A 15,760-nucleotide genomic window follows, 5' to 3' on the forward strand; every position below is an offset into this window, starting at 1 on the left:
CTTCGGCTCAGATCAGCAGCAGGCAGGCATCCCAGTTGATGCCGGCACGGCCGGTGGTGAGGGTGTGCAGCGCCAGAGCGGTACCGGCTGCGCCTTCGAGCAGACCCGGTTCGACGGGTGCGATGTCCAGGAGGGGCACGGCGTCGGCGGCTGCGCGGAGTCGGTCCTCTGTCTCCGGGTTCGGCACGCGGTCGGCGAAGCGGTGAGCGAGCAACCGAAGTCCTGTGGTTCCGTGGCAGAGACTGTTGTCGGCGAGTCCTGCAAGCTGGGCGGAGTCGGCGAGGCAGTCGGCCAGGGCCTGCTCGGCGTTCCCGGCTCGCGCTCCATCCTCGGTGGCGAGTGCTGCCAGGTGCAGGGCGTGGGCGATACCCGGGGTGCCGTAGCACCAGGAGGGACGGAGTGGGCTCTGCTGGCGGGTACGGCCCGCGCGGATCTCGCTGGCGACGAGGGCTTCCGGCCACCACGATCCGGCGGGGACGTCCTGGCGCCAGGCGTCCAACCAGGCGGTGATCCGCTCGATCGCCTCTCGGTGGCCAGGCACTCGGATGCCGTCGCGGTAGGCGAGAGCCAGCAGCGCGAGGGGGCCGGGGATACCGTGGGCGAGGCCCAGATTGCCGTGGCCACCAGGGTAGTGCGGTGAAGGGTCCCCCGAAGGCGCGATATCGGTCCACCAGCCGGGGCGGTCCCGCAGCGGCTCGGTGAGCCGGACCAAGTAGGTGAGCACGTCGCGAAGCCGGTGGCTGTCGCCGCAGGACCGAAAATGGACCCCGAGGCCGGTCATTCCGTACAGCAGGTCGTACTCGGCGAAGATCGGCCGGTCGAGCTGGGTGACTCGTTGGTGCGCTGTCGCGAGGCGCCGCTCGGTCATCTTCTCGACCGTCGCATCCAGTTGGGCGATCTGCGACACATAGGCTCGGGGACCGTACGCGGCAGCGGTGCGCAGCAGGTGAGCCAGTGCAGGCGCGCCGAAGTACAAACCGGTGCCTGGGGTCGAGAGGACGGGGCGGCGAAGGCAGGCGGCGACCCAGGCGTGTGCGGTGTCCCAGTCGCCGCTGCCAGAGGCGGCGCGGGCGACGTGCAGCAGGGCGATGCCTGGCGCGCCCTTGGCCAGGGACTGTCCCCACTTCGCCGAGCCACTGTCGGGCGGCAGGAGGAGCGAAGCGGTCAGCGCAACTAAGGTGTCGTGGTCACGCTCGGCGGTGGTGGTCATCGGAGTGGTCCTTCCGGGCGGCGGGCGGTGTCGGAGAGGGCGACGGCGCGGGCAAGGCGGCGGCAAGCACGTTCGCTTTCCACGTCGATGCCGATCGCTCGTGCGTGATGGACATGGAGGAGCGCCCCGATCACGTCTTCCGGCTCCAACTCGCCTCGTTCGAGCAGGGTCTGGCGGTAGGTGCGGAGTTGGTGTGCACGCTCGGCCCAGGCGCGGGCCACCGCCCGGCCTGTGGCGGTGAGTTCCAGCGCAGGCCAGAGCCCGGGTTGCTCGGCCAGCGCGATCGCCTGCTGGCTGACGGAGCGAGGCATCCGCGAGTCACCAACAGGGGATGGCTGATTGAGCAGCCAACTACGGCCGGTGTCCGGCCCGAGCAGCGCGGTGGCGATGGCCGTCATGCTGGCCGCCGTCACCGCCGCACGGTCAGGCTTCTCGGCCGCCACGTACGCGAGCTGGGCGATGACGGCGCGAGAGTCGGCGGCGAACACGGCTTCGGCCTGGCGTAGTGCCGCGCCCTCCCCGTATCGGCCGGTCTCCGGCTGGTAGGTGTCCAGCTGGAGCCGTGTGATCAGGCCGTCGGCCCGCAGCTGGCTGGACCACTCGGCCATCCGCTCCCCAGCGAGCGTCCACGGGGCGGCGTCAGGCAGGAGCAACCGCAGGCGCAGATGGGGATCGGGGTCCGTGTGGCGCAGGAACCACCATTGTGGGGTGTCGGTCCACTGTCCGAGCAGCACCGGCATCCGTTCCAGCACGGCGTCGGCGCGGTTCGGGTTGCCGTACAGCCTGGCGTACAGCCATCGAGACGCTCCCGGCAGGTGCCCGTCGTGAGCCCCGGTGCAGCGCGCGGGCCGTCGCCGGGTGGCTGGCAACGGGGCCCGGGTCGAGCGCAGCTGAACGGTGATCTCGTGTGCCCGGCCGCCGCACCATCCGTTCGATCCCGGGATCGGGGCCTCGGTGAGGACGGCCGATGGCTCCCGGAAGAGGTGTTCACGCAGCAGGAATAGGTGTGCCGCTTGGTCAAGGTCGAGCGGCAGCTTCAGGTCACGTCGGGTCAGGTAGACCAGGGCCGGCACGCGGTACAGCGAAAGCCAGGCACGGGCCGCCTTCTCCCACTCCCCCCAAGGCGTCTCAACTGCAGGCAGATCGGTGGCGGGCAGGTTCCAGCGAGCCGGAGACAACACGATCCGTCCGTGGCGAAGTCGGGGCAGGAACGGCAGTCTGCCGGCCGCTCCCCAGTCGAAGCCGGTGAGCACCGGTGTGAAGGCGTTGGTGATCTCGCAGAGAAACCTGGCTATCGGCTGGGTGTGCGCCCGGAACTCCACGGCGTTCAGCACGCGGACCTCGACCGGGCGGCGATCGGCCAACGTGACGAGCCACATGCGGTGTTCGTCCGCGCACACCCCCAGTTCGTCCAGCTGCAGACCCGGCCGACCTGGTGCCGAGTACTCCCCCAGCGACAACACCGGGAGGAGCGCAGGCACGCGGGCGACGTTCTCCACCTTGGTGAACAGCGGTGGTACGGACAGCTGGACCGGCAGGGCATCGGCACGTAACGTCGGCACCCCACAGATCGCGTCTTCGAGGTCCTCGCGAAGAGCGCCGTCGATCAGGTGCAGGAATCTGGCTGTGGTGGTGCCGGCCGCACGGGGCACGGCAACGACCGTCACCGTGAACTCCCTGCTGTTCAGCGCGGCCGGACTGGCGGCGCCCAGGTGGACTGTGAGTTCCGCGCTCGGCTGCACCAGCTCCGGGTCCTGGTCCACTGCCAGGCGCTCGATGATGCGCTTGTCCATCGCGATCTCGACCGTGCCCTCGACGGTAGCCTTCTGGGCCATGGCCAGCAGTCGGCCGTCGCGGCGCCCGAGCCGAGCAGGTACATCCGGCAACGACGAATCCCGGTACCGGGCAGGGAGCCCGAGTCCGGTGTCGGGGTTCACCAGCTCGGTGACGGGGATGACGGCACCGGGCCCGTACCGCTCGATGTAGCGCGCGTGGTAGTCAAGCCAGGACGGGTTTCCTCGCGGCTGGGGGCTCAGGCGGGTCAGGAGCTCTGCCGCTCGCGCCGTGTAGGCGGCAACCTGTTCGGGCAGCGCCACCGGGCCGACATCCAGCCGCAGGTCCACCATCAAGGGCCGGTCATCTCCAGACTCGGCCATGATCGAGGTGAGTACCTGCCGTACCTTCCGCTGCACACCGGGCTCGCAGAGGCGGTTGTGCCGGTCAAGGCTGTCCGCCACCAACCCGAGATCATCGACGACCCAGGCCGCCTGCGGGACATCGTGAGCGCCGAGCTCTGCCAGTCCCGCCAGAAGGTGGCCGAGCGGGTCGACGGCGGTCATCGGCGGGTGCAGCGCGCTGATCAGCAACCGCTGACGCAGCAGTTCGCCGAGCATCAGCCGGATCTGGCCCGGCTGCGCGCGAGGTAACTGGTCGGCGACCCGATCGGCCAAGGTGCCGAGTCCGATGGCGGTGGAAGCCTCGTGCAGTGCCGCGCGGACCGCTCGGGTGGCGCGTACGGATACCTCTACCGGCATTCGGTCCGCCGGATGCGGGGTGACCGGCAGGACGATCCGTCCTGCCGCTTCGACGTGGAGGTTGTTGGCGATCACCGGCAGCCGTTCAGCCAGCAGCTCTTCCAGAAGCTTCGACTTTCCCTTCAGCCATCTGGAGTCCGGCCGGGCGACGGCCCGGACCGGCCCCCACTCGGGGGCGACGGCTTCGCGCCCGAAGGGGACGGCGGTGACCCCGGCGAACAACCCGAACGGCGTGGCCCTGCCCTGCGCACGCAGGACGTAGTGCATCACGGAGGTCGTCAGCCGCCGAAGGCGGGCACTGCCGATCTCCTTCCCCGCAATCACCGCCCGAACGCGGCTGCCCAGCTGCGCGCCGGCGGCCACCTCCACCGCCGATACCAGCGCGGGATCGGCCCAGGCGACTTGCAGCCAGGAACGCAGCTCCGCAGCGGAGCCGCTCGCAAGGTCGGGCCAGGTGACTGTCTCACGCGACCAGGCCGATGCGCGAAGCACGGCAGGGCCCACGGCTCGGTACACAGTGGTTCACCTCGTTTCCGGGAAGGGCGAGGCCCGGTGTGCGGCAGCGTCAGCCGCACGCCGGGCCTCTGTCACGCAGGTGGGAGCGGTCAGACGTTGCCGCCACCGCTGGCGCAGGCCGACCCCGAGCAGGTCGATCCGCAGTTGTCGTCGGTCGACCGCAGGAGCGCGGCCACCGGATCCGAGCCCTCGACGATGGTCAGGTCCAGATCGAAGTCGCCGTCGACCGTGGCAGCGGCCACATCGATTCCCTTGGCCATGGCGTGATTCCTCCTTGTGGGTGGTGGTGCTCTGCAACCTGGGCGCGGGTTACGGCCAGGTGATCAGGAGCCGGACGTGGCGCTTGTCGATGACCGGCCCGTCCGGCAGCTGGTCGTCGGTGGTGCACGCCGGGTAGGCGGTAAAGGTCGGGCCGCCGTACGCGCGGTTGTCGCTGTGCCAAACCTGCACTTGGTCGATGACCAGCTCGGCCAAGCGCTTTCCGTTGAGCCCGAACCCGTGCGCCCCGAACTCGTACGTCGCCGGGCTGTCGCCGGTCTTCCTGAGCGCGAGATAGGCCAGGCTGTCACCGTCCACGATCACCGGGCACGCCATCCGGTTCGCGGGGACGACCGTCCCGGTGTCCAGTGCGGAGTCGACGGAGATCAGGCCGAAGCCAGGGAGCGCGCAGGCCAGCCACAGGTACAGCGAGTCGAACGGCTCCTGGTTGCCGACCGTCACCTCGGCCCAGAGCTCCGTCCGCGGCCCGTCCAGGACTCCGGCCATGCCGCTGGTGTCCGGCCGGTCGAGCTCGTCGAAGCGCAGACCGACCTCCTTGGTGCCGCGCGGCAGCACCAGGTACTCGTCGTGCGAGTCGGCACCCTGCATCTTGACGAAGCCGCACACCTCGGCGGACAGGCTCACCAACCGGTCGCCCTCCCTGCGGAAGGTGATGGAGCGGGTGAGACCGTGCATCCGCAGTGGAACGGTGATCGTGCCGCCGTCGGCGAGTCCGTCCGTCCACGCCGGCGACAGGTCCCACGCACCGACCGTGACGATGATCCGATCGAACGGCCCTCCGGTCACCTGCTCCGAGCCGTCGGCCAGCACCACCCGCACCCGGCCGTACCCGGCCGCGTCGAGGTACTCGGCCGCGCGGTCGGTGACGAACGGGTCGATGTCCACCGTCACGACGTCGCCGTCCGGTCCGACGAGTTCGGCGATCAGCGCGGCGTTGTATCCGCCGGACCCGATCTCCTCCACGCGCATCCCCGGCTGCACGTCCGCCTGCTCCAGCATCAGCGCCTGGATCTGCGCCGCCGACACCGAGCTCACGGCGAGACCGTGCTCGTCGCGCTTGGTCACCAGGGCTCGGACGGGCTCGTACGCCTCCTCAAGCGGCACCTCGGGAGCGAACACGTGCCGGGGAACCGCCAGCAAGGCGGCCTCGACGCGGTCCGTCCGCACCGTGCCGTCGCCCCGCAGCGCCTCGACCATCCCAGCGCGCAGCCGCTCCACGGTCTCCTGTGAGGACTGACCGGTCGTACCCGAGAAGGTGGACATCGCAACTCCTAGTTGTCGGTACTGCTTTCACCTGCAGTGTCGTGCTCGGCGGAACACCGGCACGCGCCAGGCATCCCGCCCTCCCCCGGTTCGACATCGGCGCAGCCGCGTCGGCGGGAAGTGGGCCACTCACGGCCCGGCATCACCTCGTGGCGAGCGGCGACCGTCCCGGGAGCCGGGGCTCCGCCCCCGTGCTGGCGGCCGCAGAGAGGACGTACACCACGCCGCTCACGGTGACAGTGAGCGTGAAGACCTGCCCGAACACCATCTCCGCCATCGCCGCCTCCTGGTCCTCCTGGGTGGAGAGCAACGACCTGACCCGGTGACCATCCTGCGGGTCGAACTGCTCGGACATGGCTCGAAGGCGAGCGAGGGTCCAGTGGACCGCGACCCGCGGCGTGCTCGCCTCGAAGGTGGCGAGCACCAGCTTTCGACCGGCACCGTCGGTGAAGCCGGTCACCTCGCACCAGTAGCCGTCGGCGACCCGGTCCGGGACCACGGACGGGCCCGGACTCGATCCGATCACGGGAGTCTCCCAGCCGGGTCGGACCGCAGCCCCAGGAGTGTCGGGTACGCCGGCAACTTCGCTGCTAAGGCACCGTCGGCGGAACACCGCCCTCATCGTCCCTCCATCGCCGGGGCAGCCACCTTACGCACCCACACGTTCTTGCCCCTCCCACGCAGAAGCTCCACGCCGAACTCGTCGGACAGTCCACGAACCAGCAGCAACCCTCGACCACCGGTCGCCGCGGCGCCGGCCTCGGTCGGCTCCGGCAGAGGCCGGCAGAGCGGGTCCTGCACCTCCAGCTGCCAGATACCGCCACATGTCCACAGCCGGACAGTGGCGACGTCCCCGACCGCACAGGCGTGAACAATCGCGTTGGTCACCAGCTCCGAGGCCATCACCATGAGCTCGCCCAACGCATCACTGTCCTCTTCCAGCCCGTAGCGAAGGAGGCGGGCCCGAACTGCGCGCCGCACCTGTCCGACGGCACTGAGTTCCGCCTTGTAGTCGGCCTGCCAGCGTCGCTGAGCTGCATGAACGATGTCATTCACGGATGCTGCACCCGCTCCCGTCGTATGGAGCAGCGCGGGCTCCGTGGGCTTCGGTTCGCTTTGCGGAGGTACAGCGTGTCGTCCGAGGGCCGACACGACCATCTCTTTCCAGCCGTCACTTGATGCACGATCGGGTGACGGATCGCGTCCATGGCCACCACTTGGCCACCACTTCGAGGCAGTGCCTTTGGGATCGCGGGCCTTGGTGGTAGGCACATAGGTGACGGCCACGTGCAGCCTCTCGCGCTGCCACCCAGCGGAGGGACAAACCTGATGACGTCGCCTCAGACGCTCTTGCACCAGTTAGTCGAGCGCGACGGACTGACGTTCGCCGAGTTCGCCGACGACTACCAACGCACCGCGAACCTCCTGTTCCAGGAGACCGGAGACCCGATCTACCGCGGCGCGGCGGTCTCCGAGATGAGCTTCCAGCGATGGAAGAAGGGCGACACCAGCATGCCGCGCAGGCCGGCCCCGAAGATCTTGAAACGGATGTTCGGGCGAGCCGCCAAGGAACTGTTCGGGCCATGCTCCGACGAGCAGGCGTCGGCGCTACCCGCGAGGCCGATGCCCGATGAAAGTGAACTTCGAATGACCGCACGAGACGCCCGCGCACACGCCACGGAGGCGGCAGCACAGATCCTGCCCGACCTCAGCATCGACCAGCTCGAAGACGACCTGGCCCGGCTGGTCCGGGCGCACACCAACACTCCGCCGCACGACATCTACCTCCAGGTGAAGGAGGTGTTGGAGCTTGCGAAGGTAATGCTCGACCGGACGCAGCGCCTGTCGCAGCGCGGACGCCTGTACCTGGCCGCCGGTGAGGCGTCCGCCCTCCTGGGGGGCTGCGCCTTCGACCTCGGTCTGCCGTCGATCTCCGTCGAGCTGCTGCGCGCGGCCGCATTGTACGGAGAGCTTGCCGAGCATGACGCGCTCCAGGCGTACTCCTACGGCTATCTGGCCATCCTGGCCTACTGGAACGGCAACCCCACGCAGGCGGTCCGGCACGTCACAACGGCTCAGCAGTTCGCGGACGTCGGCGACGCCGGCAAGGCGCGACTGGCAGCCATCGCCGCTCGCGCCCACGCGCACCTGGGCCGCGTCGGGGAGACACAGCGGGCCATACGGCTCAGCCTGGAGGACCGCGGCCGCCGACGCGACGCGATCCACGATGACCTGGCCGGGGAGTTCGCTTTCAGTCAGGAGCGGGTCGCGATGTCGAACAGCTCCAGCTACCTGCTCCTGCGTGACGGGGCGGGCGCGGAGAACTCAGCGAGGCAGTCCCTCCAGTTGATCGCGGAGAGCACGACGAACACGGTTCCCTTCGTCGTGGCCCCTCAGGCATCCTCCGACCTCGCCATGGCCCTGTTGCTGGGGCGAGACCTCGACGGGGCGGCCGAGGCACTGGCCCCGGTGCTCGCGATTCCCCGTCAATGGCGTGGGGCGGGTCTGGTGGAGCGGCTCGACGCGGTGCGCGGCGAGCTCGTCTCACCGACGTTCCGTGACTCGGTCGCCGCGACGTCACTTGCCGAACAGATCGAGGAATTCACCGCGGTGGCCGCACCTCGCCTTCTGGGCCCGGGCGTGGCGCGGCTCGCGATCGGCAGCGGTGACGTCAGCTGACCCGTTCCAGGATCCGGAGCTCCTTCTCCGGAGCGATGCCGTGCTCCGCCCAGCGAGGGTGCGGCACGGGCAGGTTGCCCTCCTGAAGCCAGGCCCAGGTGTCCGCCACGGTCTCAGCGAGGGGCCGGCTGCGGAATCCGGCAGCGAACGCCGTGGACGAGTCAATGGCCCACGCTCCGGCGTGGGTCCGCCACAGGGGGACCTCGGTCCACTGGCGCACGCCAGCAGCGATCAGCACCTCGTCCGGTGTCCAGACCAGCGTCCCCGTGCTGCCCGTGCTGCTAAGGCAGGCATCGAGGAAGCCTGCCATGGTCTCCCGCCCCACGGGCGCCGTTACGTTGTGCACCTGGAGCCCTGTCCGGGTCACCTGCTCGAGCGCGAACTCGGCGACATCGCGCACGTCCGCCGGCTGGATGCTTCGCCCGGGATCACCCGGCGCCATGATGTCGCCACCGCGCTCCGCCCGGCGCAGCCACCAGGGCAGGCGTCCGACGTACTCCCCTGGACCGAGGAGGACACCCGGCCTCAGGACAGACGCCCGGCCGTCGCCGAACATGCGGAGCACGGCACGCTCGGCGCCCGCCTTCTGCCGCCCGTAGTAGTAGTCGGGGCCGGTCCAGTCATCCGGCAGACGGCCGTACTCGGCATCTGCATCCGCTGGCCCGTCCAGCACTTCGGAATCCACACTCAACGGCTCGTCCGGCCACCCCCGGTACGCCGAGACAGTGGAGACGTAGACGTATCGACCCACGAACGGGGCGAGGATCTCCGCCCCGGCCAGCACGGTACGCGGCGCCAACTCGGACGCGGAGGTGTCCACCACAGCATCGAACGGGCCGTGGGCGGCCAGCCGCGCGATGTCGTCCGGCCGCTCCCGATCCCCGTGCACCGCCACCGCGCCGGCCACCGGGATGCCCGACTTCCCACGGCTGAAGGTCGTCACCTCCCAACCCCGGGCGAGCGCACCACTGACAATTGCCCGGCCGAGGAACCAGCCCCCACCCATCACGAGAATCCGCATGCCGACGATCCTGCCCTGTGATCTCCGGTCGGCGCCAGCTGCTCGGCTCAAGCGTCAGGGCGCAGTCTGAAGGCCTCGCCAGCATCGGGGATGGGAGATCAACCACCCGGCTTCGTCCCCTACCTCGCGAAGGGTCCGCGTCGCTCTGCCAGGATCAGCGTGCGAGGTCCACCGTGTCGGCGCCGTCGAACACCTCAACCCCGACGGGCCGCGCGCTTCCGCAGGGTGTCTACAGCCAGAGCGATCCCGGCGCGTGCAGGGCCGACCTCGCCAGGGCCAGCGGCCACCCCCTGAACAAGGAGCAACCCCCGCGAGCGCGGGGCCGACACCAGGACGCGTACCCGAACGGCCCGTCCGGTGGAGCGGCCGCCGGGGTGCAACCCCCACGCTCGCGGGGTTGCTCCCCCGGCTTCCACCACCAGGCCCTCCAGTCCCGGTCGGCCCCTCGCTCGCAGGGATTACTCAGCGGTCGGGTTCCTCAGCTGTCTTCGCCTAGTAGTGCTCTGTTAGGTGGTGTCGTAGGGCTGCCATGGGATGGGTTGTCGGCATGTGGGACAGGTTCCGGTCCAGGTGGCGATGAGGTGTTGGAGGAGGTCCAGGGCCTGGTTGAAGGTCAGGCCCTGGCCAGGGCTTTTGGGAGGGCGCGCTGTTCGGTGAGGAACAGGTGGGCGGCGCTGACGAGGGTGACGTGGCGGTGCCAGCCGATGTAGGAACGGCCCTCGAAGTGGTCCAGGCCCAGGCGGGTCTTCAGCTCTCGGTAGTCGTGTTCGATCCGCCAGCGTGACTTCGCCAGCCGGACCAGGTCCTTGGCGGGGATGTCGGCGGGCAGGTTCGAGATCCAGTACTTGACCGGCTCCGTCTCGCCCTCGGGCCACTGGGTGATCAGCGAGGTGAGCGGGATCGTGCCGTCGGCGGCGGGCTTGGGCCGCCGCCCGGCGAGGCGGACCCACAGCAGGACGAAGTGCGAACTCATCGCCGCTTTGGAACCCTTGCGCCAGGTCACGATCCGCCCGGAGCGGCGCCCGGCGGCCAGCACGTGCTCGCGCAAGGGCACGGGGCGGGACCGGTAGCGCGGCAGCGGCCGCGGCCCCAGACCGCCGTAGGGCGGCTGATACGGCTCGGCGTCCTCGGCGTAGGCGGTCATCTCGCCCTTGGCCTGCAGCGCGTAGGCCACGTGGCGCTCCTCCAGACCGTGGCGGAAGTCGGCGTTCGCCCCGTAGGCGGTGTCCGCGACCAGCACGGCGGGCCGCAGCCCCGCGCCGGCGAGTTCGTCGAGCATGTCCAGCGCCAGACGCCATTTCGGCCGGTGGTGCTCGTCCTCGGGGATCCGGCAGGCCGCCCGCCGACCGGCGGCCTCGGGTCCGTCCTAGGACTCGGGCAGGAACAGGCGCCACGACAGCGGGCAGGAAGCGTTGCCGGAGACCGCGTGGACGCTGACACCGATCTGGCAGTTGGCGACCTTGCCCAGGGCCGGTATTTCAATTACTGCTTGCTCTGGTGGAGTTGGTGCGATGGTGGACCATGCCTGTGCGTCCCCCGGTCACCGCACGGCGCGTCGTCCAGACCCTGGTCCGGGTGGTTTCGCCGCAGGGGCGTGGCGGCGATGATCGCGGCGATCAGCGCGAGGGCGAGCGCCTTCGGGTCGGCCGGGTCGGCGACGGTGCGTCGCCACCCCTCGCCTGATCCTCACCAGCGGTGCGGGCTGCCGCGCGGGGTTGACGCCCGCGCGGTACCAGAAGGGGCTGCCGGGGCTCTCGTCGCCGAGGGCGTGCCCGTCGTAGCGGTTGCGGCGCAGCAGGATGTCGACGGCGTAGATCGCGGTGCTGGGGCCGAGCAGGACGACGGTCAGTTGAAGGACGTTGCTGACGGTGTCGAGGAAGTTGGAGACCAGCAGCGCGTACAGGGTGAGCGAGACCGCGACCGCGCCGTCCACCAGCACGCTGAGGGTGCGGCGGATCCGGATGCCGACGGCCTGCAGGGCGAGGCCGGCGCTGTAGGCGGTGAGCGCGTTGACGGCGATGGTGCCGACGACCAGGGAGAGCAGGAAGACCGGGTTGAACCACCCGGGCAGGATCCGCTGCAGGGCGGCCTGCGGGTCGGTCATGTCGACGGCGGTGGCGCCGAGCACACCGAGGCCGCCGACCAGGACGCTGGGCACGAATCCGCCGAGGGCGGTCCAGCCGAGGACCGCCCGTGGGGAGGTGGTCGCGGGCAGGTAGCGGGAGAAGTCGGCGCTGGTGGTGTACGAGAGCGGACCGGAGGCGATCAGGGTGACGCCGGCCAGGACGGCCGCCCAGAGCCGGCCGCCGCCGAGCGGTTCGGGCTGGGTCCAGCCGAAGTCGGCGTGCCGGACGATCGCGTAGCCGACGACCGCGAAGGCCGCGGCGAGCGCGAGGGTGATCGGCAGGTAGAGCCGGACGATCACGGCGTGGCCGTACACGCTGATGGTGAGGGTGACCACGACGATCGCGATCACGATGGTGACCTTGATCGGAGTGGTCGGGGTGAGGCCCGCCCGCTCGACCAGCGAGAAGGCGGCGACGGCGGCCGCCGCGAGGTTCAGCGCGAAGTAGCAGACGGAGATCATCCAGCCGGTGACCGGGTTGTTCGCGCGGTTGCCGCGCACGCCGTACATCGCGCGGGTGATGACCTCGCTGGGCGCGCCGGCGGCCGGTCCGGAGACGGCGAGCAGACCGGTTCCGAGCCAGAACAGGTTGCCGACCACGACCACGGCGAAGGCCTGCGGGAGGCTGAGTCCGGTGAGCACGAGTGCGCCGCCGACCACCAGGTTGAGGTAGTTGACGTTGGCCGCCGCCCAGACGGAGAAGAGCTCGCGGGCGCGGCCGCGCCGTTCGGTCTCGGGGATGTGGTCGATGCCGTGGACCTCGACCCGACCGTTCCGCTCCAGCTGGGGCGGGGCTGCGGTGTGCGGTGCAGCGGCGTGCGGGGCTGCGGTGTGCGGGACTGCGGCGGGCGGTGCAGCGGCCTGCGGGGCCGCGGCCTGCGGGGAGAGGTCGGGGGAACTGTGGGGGTGGTCCGGGAGCGTGGACGCCATTGGGGGCCCTCCATGGGGGGTGTCGTGCCCACCTGCTTGCTTATTGGTCGCACACTCAATAGCATCCGCCACATGACGTCAAGCGTTCAGCGCAAAAGGGTTCGCAAGTCCCCCGACGACCGGCGGGCGGAGATCGTCGGGGCCGCCGCCGAGGTCGCCCTCACCGAGGGACTGGAGTGCATCACCCTGCGCCGGATCGCCGAGCAGCTCGACGTCCGGCCCGGCCTGATCAGCCACTACTTCCCCGCCGTGGAGGACCTCGTCGCCGAGGCCTTCGGCAGCGCCGCCACCGCCGAACTGGAGACGCTGCTGCCCGTCGGCCCCCGGGACGGGTCCGCGCAGGAGCACCTCGCCCGCTTCTTCGCCCGCGCCACCGGCCCGGCCTACGACGACATGAGCCGGCTCTGGCTCAACGCCCGCCACCTCAGCCGGTACCGCCCCGTCCTGCGCGACCGGGTGCTCGACCAGGAGAAGGACTGGCGCGGCCGGCTCAGCGGCGTGATCGCCGCCGGGGTCGACCGGGGCGAGTTCCGCACCGAGGACCCGGTGCTGACGGCGGTCCGGATCCTCGTGGTGATCGACGGCCTGGCCGGTCACGCCAACACCGGGCTGGGCAACCACCCGGCCCCCGTCACCCGGCTCGCCGCCGCCACCGCGGAGCGCGAACTGGGCCTGCCCGACGGCGCACTGGCCACCTCCGAGGCCACCGGAGAACCCGCCGCGGCCACGGCCCCCGACTCCCCCGCAGCGGCACCCGACTCCCGTGCCGCGGAGCCCGACTCCCCCGTCGCCGAGCCCACCGCTCCCACCGATGAGCCCGCCCGCGTCACTCGCGCCACCGAACCGTCCTGACCCCGCCGAACCCACGCCACCGCCCCCGCCCCCGGCCGGTCCCGACCCGAACTCCCCCGCCCCGCACCACCGCTGGAGCTGAAGTGCGCACCTCCCTCGTCCTCCTCTCCGCCCGTCTGCTCGACCCCGCCTCCGGGGGCTTCCTCCCGCAGACCGCGCTCGCCGTCACGGACGGCCGGATCGCCGTCCTCGGCGACGACCGCACGATCCGCGAACTCGCCGACCCCGCGACGACGGTGATCGACCTCAGGGGCGCCGTGGTCACCCCCGGCCTGGTCGACGGCCACCTGCACCCGGTCACCGGCGCCGAGCTCACCCACGGCCTGGACCTCTCCGGCTGCACCGACCTGGACTCCGTCCGCGCCGCCCTCGCCACCGAGGTCCGCCGCCTCGACCGCGGCGCGTGGCTGCACGCCTGGGGCCTGGACCCGAACGTCTTCGGCGACCGCCCGGTGGAGTCCGCCGCGCTCGCGCCCGTCCTGGACGGCGTCCCGGCGCTGCTCCAGCTCTTCGACGCCCACTCCATGCTCGCCAGCCCGCGCGCCCTGGAACTGGCCGGAGTGGACGGCCCGCGCACCTTCGACCAGGCCGCCGAGGTGGTCTGCGACGCGGACGGCCGCCCCACCGGCCTGTTGCTGGAGGACGCCGCCTGCGAGCTCGTCGAGCGCGCCGCCCCGCAGCCCACCCGCGCCGAGCGCCGCGAGCGTCTGGCCACCGCCCTGCGCGCCATGGCCGCCACCGGCCTCACCGGCGGCCACGCGATGGACGCCAACGGCGACAGCCTCGACCTCTACGCCGAGCTGGACGAAGCCGGCCGGCTGCCGCTGCGCCTGCGGATCGCCCCCTGGTGCCAGCCCGGCGTGGACGCGGACGGCCTGCGCGCGCTGATCGAGCAGCAGGGCCGGGGCGGGCGGCTCTGGCGGGTGGACGGCATCAAACTGTTCATGGACGGCACCATCGACAACGGAACCGCCTGGCTGGAACGCCCGGACTGCCACGGCGAGTCCACCCACGCCTTCTGGCCCGACCCGGCGCACTACACCCACGTCATCCAGGAGCTGGACCGGGCCGGTGTGCCGACCGCCACCCACGCCATCGGCGACGCCGCCGTCCGGCACGCCCTCGACTCGATCGAGCGGGCCTCGGGCGGACTGCCGCCGGCCGGCGGAGCACCGGCCGTCCGGCACCGGATCGAGCACATCGAGACCGTCCCCGACGAGGCCGTCCGACGTTTCGCCGAGCTGGGCGTGACGGCGTCCATGCAGCCCACCCACTGCTGCGACTTCACCCGGGCCGACCACACCGACAACTGGTCGCGCCGCCTCGGCGAGGAGCGGGCCGACCGCGCCTGGCGCTGCCGCGACCTGTGGGACGCGGGCGCCACCGTCGTCCTCGGCTCGGACTGGCCGATCGCGCCGTACCCGCCGCTGGCGGTGATGGCGGGCGCCCGCCACCGCCGTCCCACCCGCGACCTCGACCGGCCCCCGCACAACCCCGGTCAGGCGCTCACCGCCCTGGAGTCGCTGCGGGCGATGACCGTCAACGCCGCCCACGCGGCGGGCGAGGAGCAGCTGGCAGGCCGGATCGCGGTCGGACACCGCGCGGACCTCACCGTGCTGGCCGCCGACCCGCTCACCACCCCGGCCACCGAACTGGTCGGCCTCCCCGTCCTGCTCACGGTCCTCGACGGACGGCCCACCCACCGGGCCGACTCGCTCTGACCGTCGCGCCCTGACCGGCTCACGCTGACGGCCCGGGCCACGTCCCACCCCGACCCGACCCGACCCGTCTGAGCACCGGGCGGCTCCGCCGCGTACCCCTGAACGGGGGCGCGGGGCCGCCCGGTCCCGCGTACGTGCCCGACCGAGGAGACACGATGCTCCGCACCGCAGCCACCGGGCTGCTCGCCGGACTCCTCTGCCTGGGTGGCGCGTCCGCCGCATTCGCGAACCCCACCCCGAACCAGCCGGGGCCACCGAACCAGACCTGCCAGGACTTCCTGGCGGCCGGCGGACACGCCCCGGGCCACACGGCTTCGTCCCCCGGTTCCCCCTTCGACGAGCCGGGCTTCGGCAGCCAACCGAACGGCGGCACGGGCGGCCAGGCCTACGGCAACGCGGGCGCGCCGTCCCAGTACGACGTCGCCTGCTACGAGCAGTTCGTCCACTCGACCTGATCCCGCCGACCGGATCCCACCGCCCCACCGGCCTGATCCCCGCTGATCCCGGCGGCCTGACGCCACGAGCGGCCGGGCCGCCCCGGGGGTTATCCCCCGCCCCGACCCGGCGGGTCGCCTCAGCGCGCAACGACCCCTCGGTGACCGACGATTCGTCTACGGCGTTCGCCGGCGA

Annotated in this window: 12 protein-coding genes and 1 pseudogene; 4 read left to right on the top strand and 9 right to left on the bottom strand. The window is 71.4% G+C overall.

Annotated features, from left to right (window positions below; genetic code table 11):
• Window positions 1-7: 7 nt before the first annotated feature.
• From AB0D10_RS30815 to AB0D10_RS30840, 6 genes are all read right to left on the bottom strand, one after another.
• The gene (locus tag AB0D10_RS30815; protein ID WP_360262233.1) at window positions 8-1,210 is read right to left on the bottom strand and encodes a lanthionine synthetase C family protein; all 1,203 of its coding nucleotides are present in this window, start codon (window positions 1,208-1,210) and stop codon (window positions 8-10) included.
• Window positions 1,207-4,260, bottom strand: a complete 3,054-nt coding sequence (locus tag AB0D10_RS30820) for a lantibiotic dehydratase (RefSeq protein ID WP_360262234.1) — start codon at window positions 4,258-4,260, stop codon at window positions 1,207-1,209. Before AB0D10_RS30820 ends, AB0D10_RS30815 begins: the two co-directional genes overlap by 4 nt.
• An 89-nt stretch (window positions 4,261-4,349) precedes the next feature.
• Window positions 4,350-4,520 (bottom strand): FxLD family lanthipeptide, encoded by a 171-nt coding sequence (locus tag AB0D10_RS30825; protein ID WP_360262235.1) that lies wholly within the window; start codon window positions 4,518-4,520, stop codon window positions 4,350-4,352.
• Between the two features lie 49 nt (window positions 4,521-4,569).
• Window positions 4,570-5,802, bottom strand: a complete 1,233-nt coding sequence (gene fxlM / locus AB0D10_RS30830; protein WP_360262236.1) for a methyltransferase, FxLD system — start codon at window positions 5,800-5,802, stop codon at window positions 4,570-4,572.
• Between the two features lie 142 nt (window positions 5,803-5,944).
• Window positions 5,945-6,328, bottom strand: coding sequence for a hypothetical protein (locus AB0D10_RS30835; protein WP_360262237.1), 384 nt, complete (start codon window positions 6,326-6,328; stop codon window positions 5,945-5,947).
• Window positions 6,329-6,420: 92 nt separating this feature from the next.
• Window positions 6,421-6,858: an ATP-binding protein gene (locus AB0D10_RS30840; protein WP_360262238.1), complete on the bottom strand. Its 438-nt coding sequence runs from the start codon at window positions 6,856-6,858 to the stop codon at window positions 6,421-6,423.
• 273 nt (window positions 6,859-7,131) lie between these two features.
• On the opposite strand from AB0D10_RS30840, the gene AB0D10_RS30845 reads away from it, so the two are divergent.
• Window positions 7,132-8,481: a hypothetical protein gene (locus AB0D10_RS30845; RefSeq protein WP_360262239.1), complete on the top strand. Its 1,350-nt coding sequence runs from the start codon at window positions 7,132-7,134 to the stop codon at window positions 8,479-8,481.
• On the opposite strand, the gene AB0D10_RS30850 is transcribed toward AB0D10_RS30845, so the two are convergent.
• The 3 genes and pseudogenes from AB0D10_RS30850 to AB0D10_RS30860 form a co-directional block, all read right to left on the bottom strand.
• The gene (locus AB0D10_RS30850; RefSeq protein ID WP_360262240.1) at window positions 8,474-9,502 is read right to left on the bottom strand and encodes an NAD-dependent epimerase/dehydratase family protein; all 1,029 of its coding nucleotides are present in this window, start codon (window positions 9,500-9,502) and stop codon (window positions 8,474-8,476) included. The genes AB0D10_RS30845 and AB0D10_RS30850 overlap by 8 nt on opposite strands.
• Before the next feature lie 613 nt (window positions 9,503-10,115).
• Window positions 10,116-11,015: pseudogene (locus tag AB0D10_RS30855) on the bottom strand (IS701 family transposase).
• A gap of 27 nt (window positions 11,016-11,042) precedes the next feature.
• The gene (locus AB0D10_RS30860; RefSeq protein WP_360262241.1) at window positions 11,043-12,557 is read right to left on the bottom strand and encodes a cytosine permease; all 1,515 of its coding nucleotides are present in this window, start codon (window positions 12,555-12,557) and stop codon (window positions 11,043-11,045) included.
• 72 nt (window positions 12,558-12,629) lie between these two features.
• On the opposite strand from AB0D10_RS30860, the gene AB0D10_RS30865 reads away from it, so the two are divergent.
• The 3 genes from AB0D10_RS30865 (at window position 12,630) to AB0D10_RS30875 (ending at window position 15,585) form a co-directional block, all read left to right on the top strand.
• Window positions 12,630-13,409: a TetR family transcriptional regulator C-terminal domain-containing protein gene (locus tag AB0D10_RS30865; protein ID WP_360262242.1), complete on the top strand. Its 780-nt coding sequence runs from the start codon at window positions 12,630-12,632 to the stop codon at window positions 13,407-13,409.
• A gap of 83 nt (window positions 13,410-13,492) precedes the next feature.
• Window positions 13,493-15,130: an amidohydrolase gene (locus AB0D10_RS30870; RefSeq protein ID WP_360262243.1), complete on the top strand. Its 1,638-nt coding sequence runs from the start codon at window positions 13,493-13,495 to the stop codon at window positions 15,128-15,130.
• Between the two features lie 155 nt (window positions 15,131-15,285).
• Window positions 15,286-15,585, top strand: a complete 300-nt coding sequence (locus AB0D10_RS30875; protein ID WP_360262244.1) for a hypothetical protein — start codon at window positions 15,286-15,288, stop codon at window positions 15,583-15,585.
• The last annotated feature ends 175 nt before the right edge of the window (window positions 15,586-15,760 follow it).

The sequence above is a fragment of the Kitasatospora sp. NPDC048545 genome (assembly GCF_040651155.1).
Lineage (GTDB): Bacteria > Actinomycetota > Actinomycetes > Streptomycetales > Streptomycetaceae > Kitasatospora.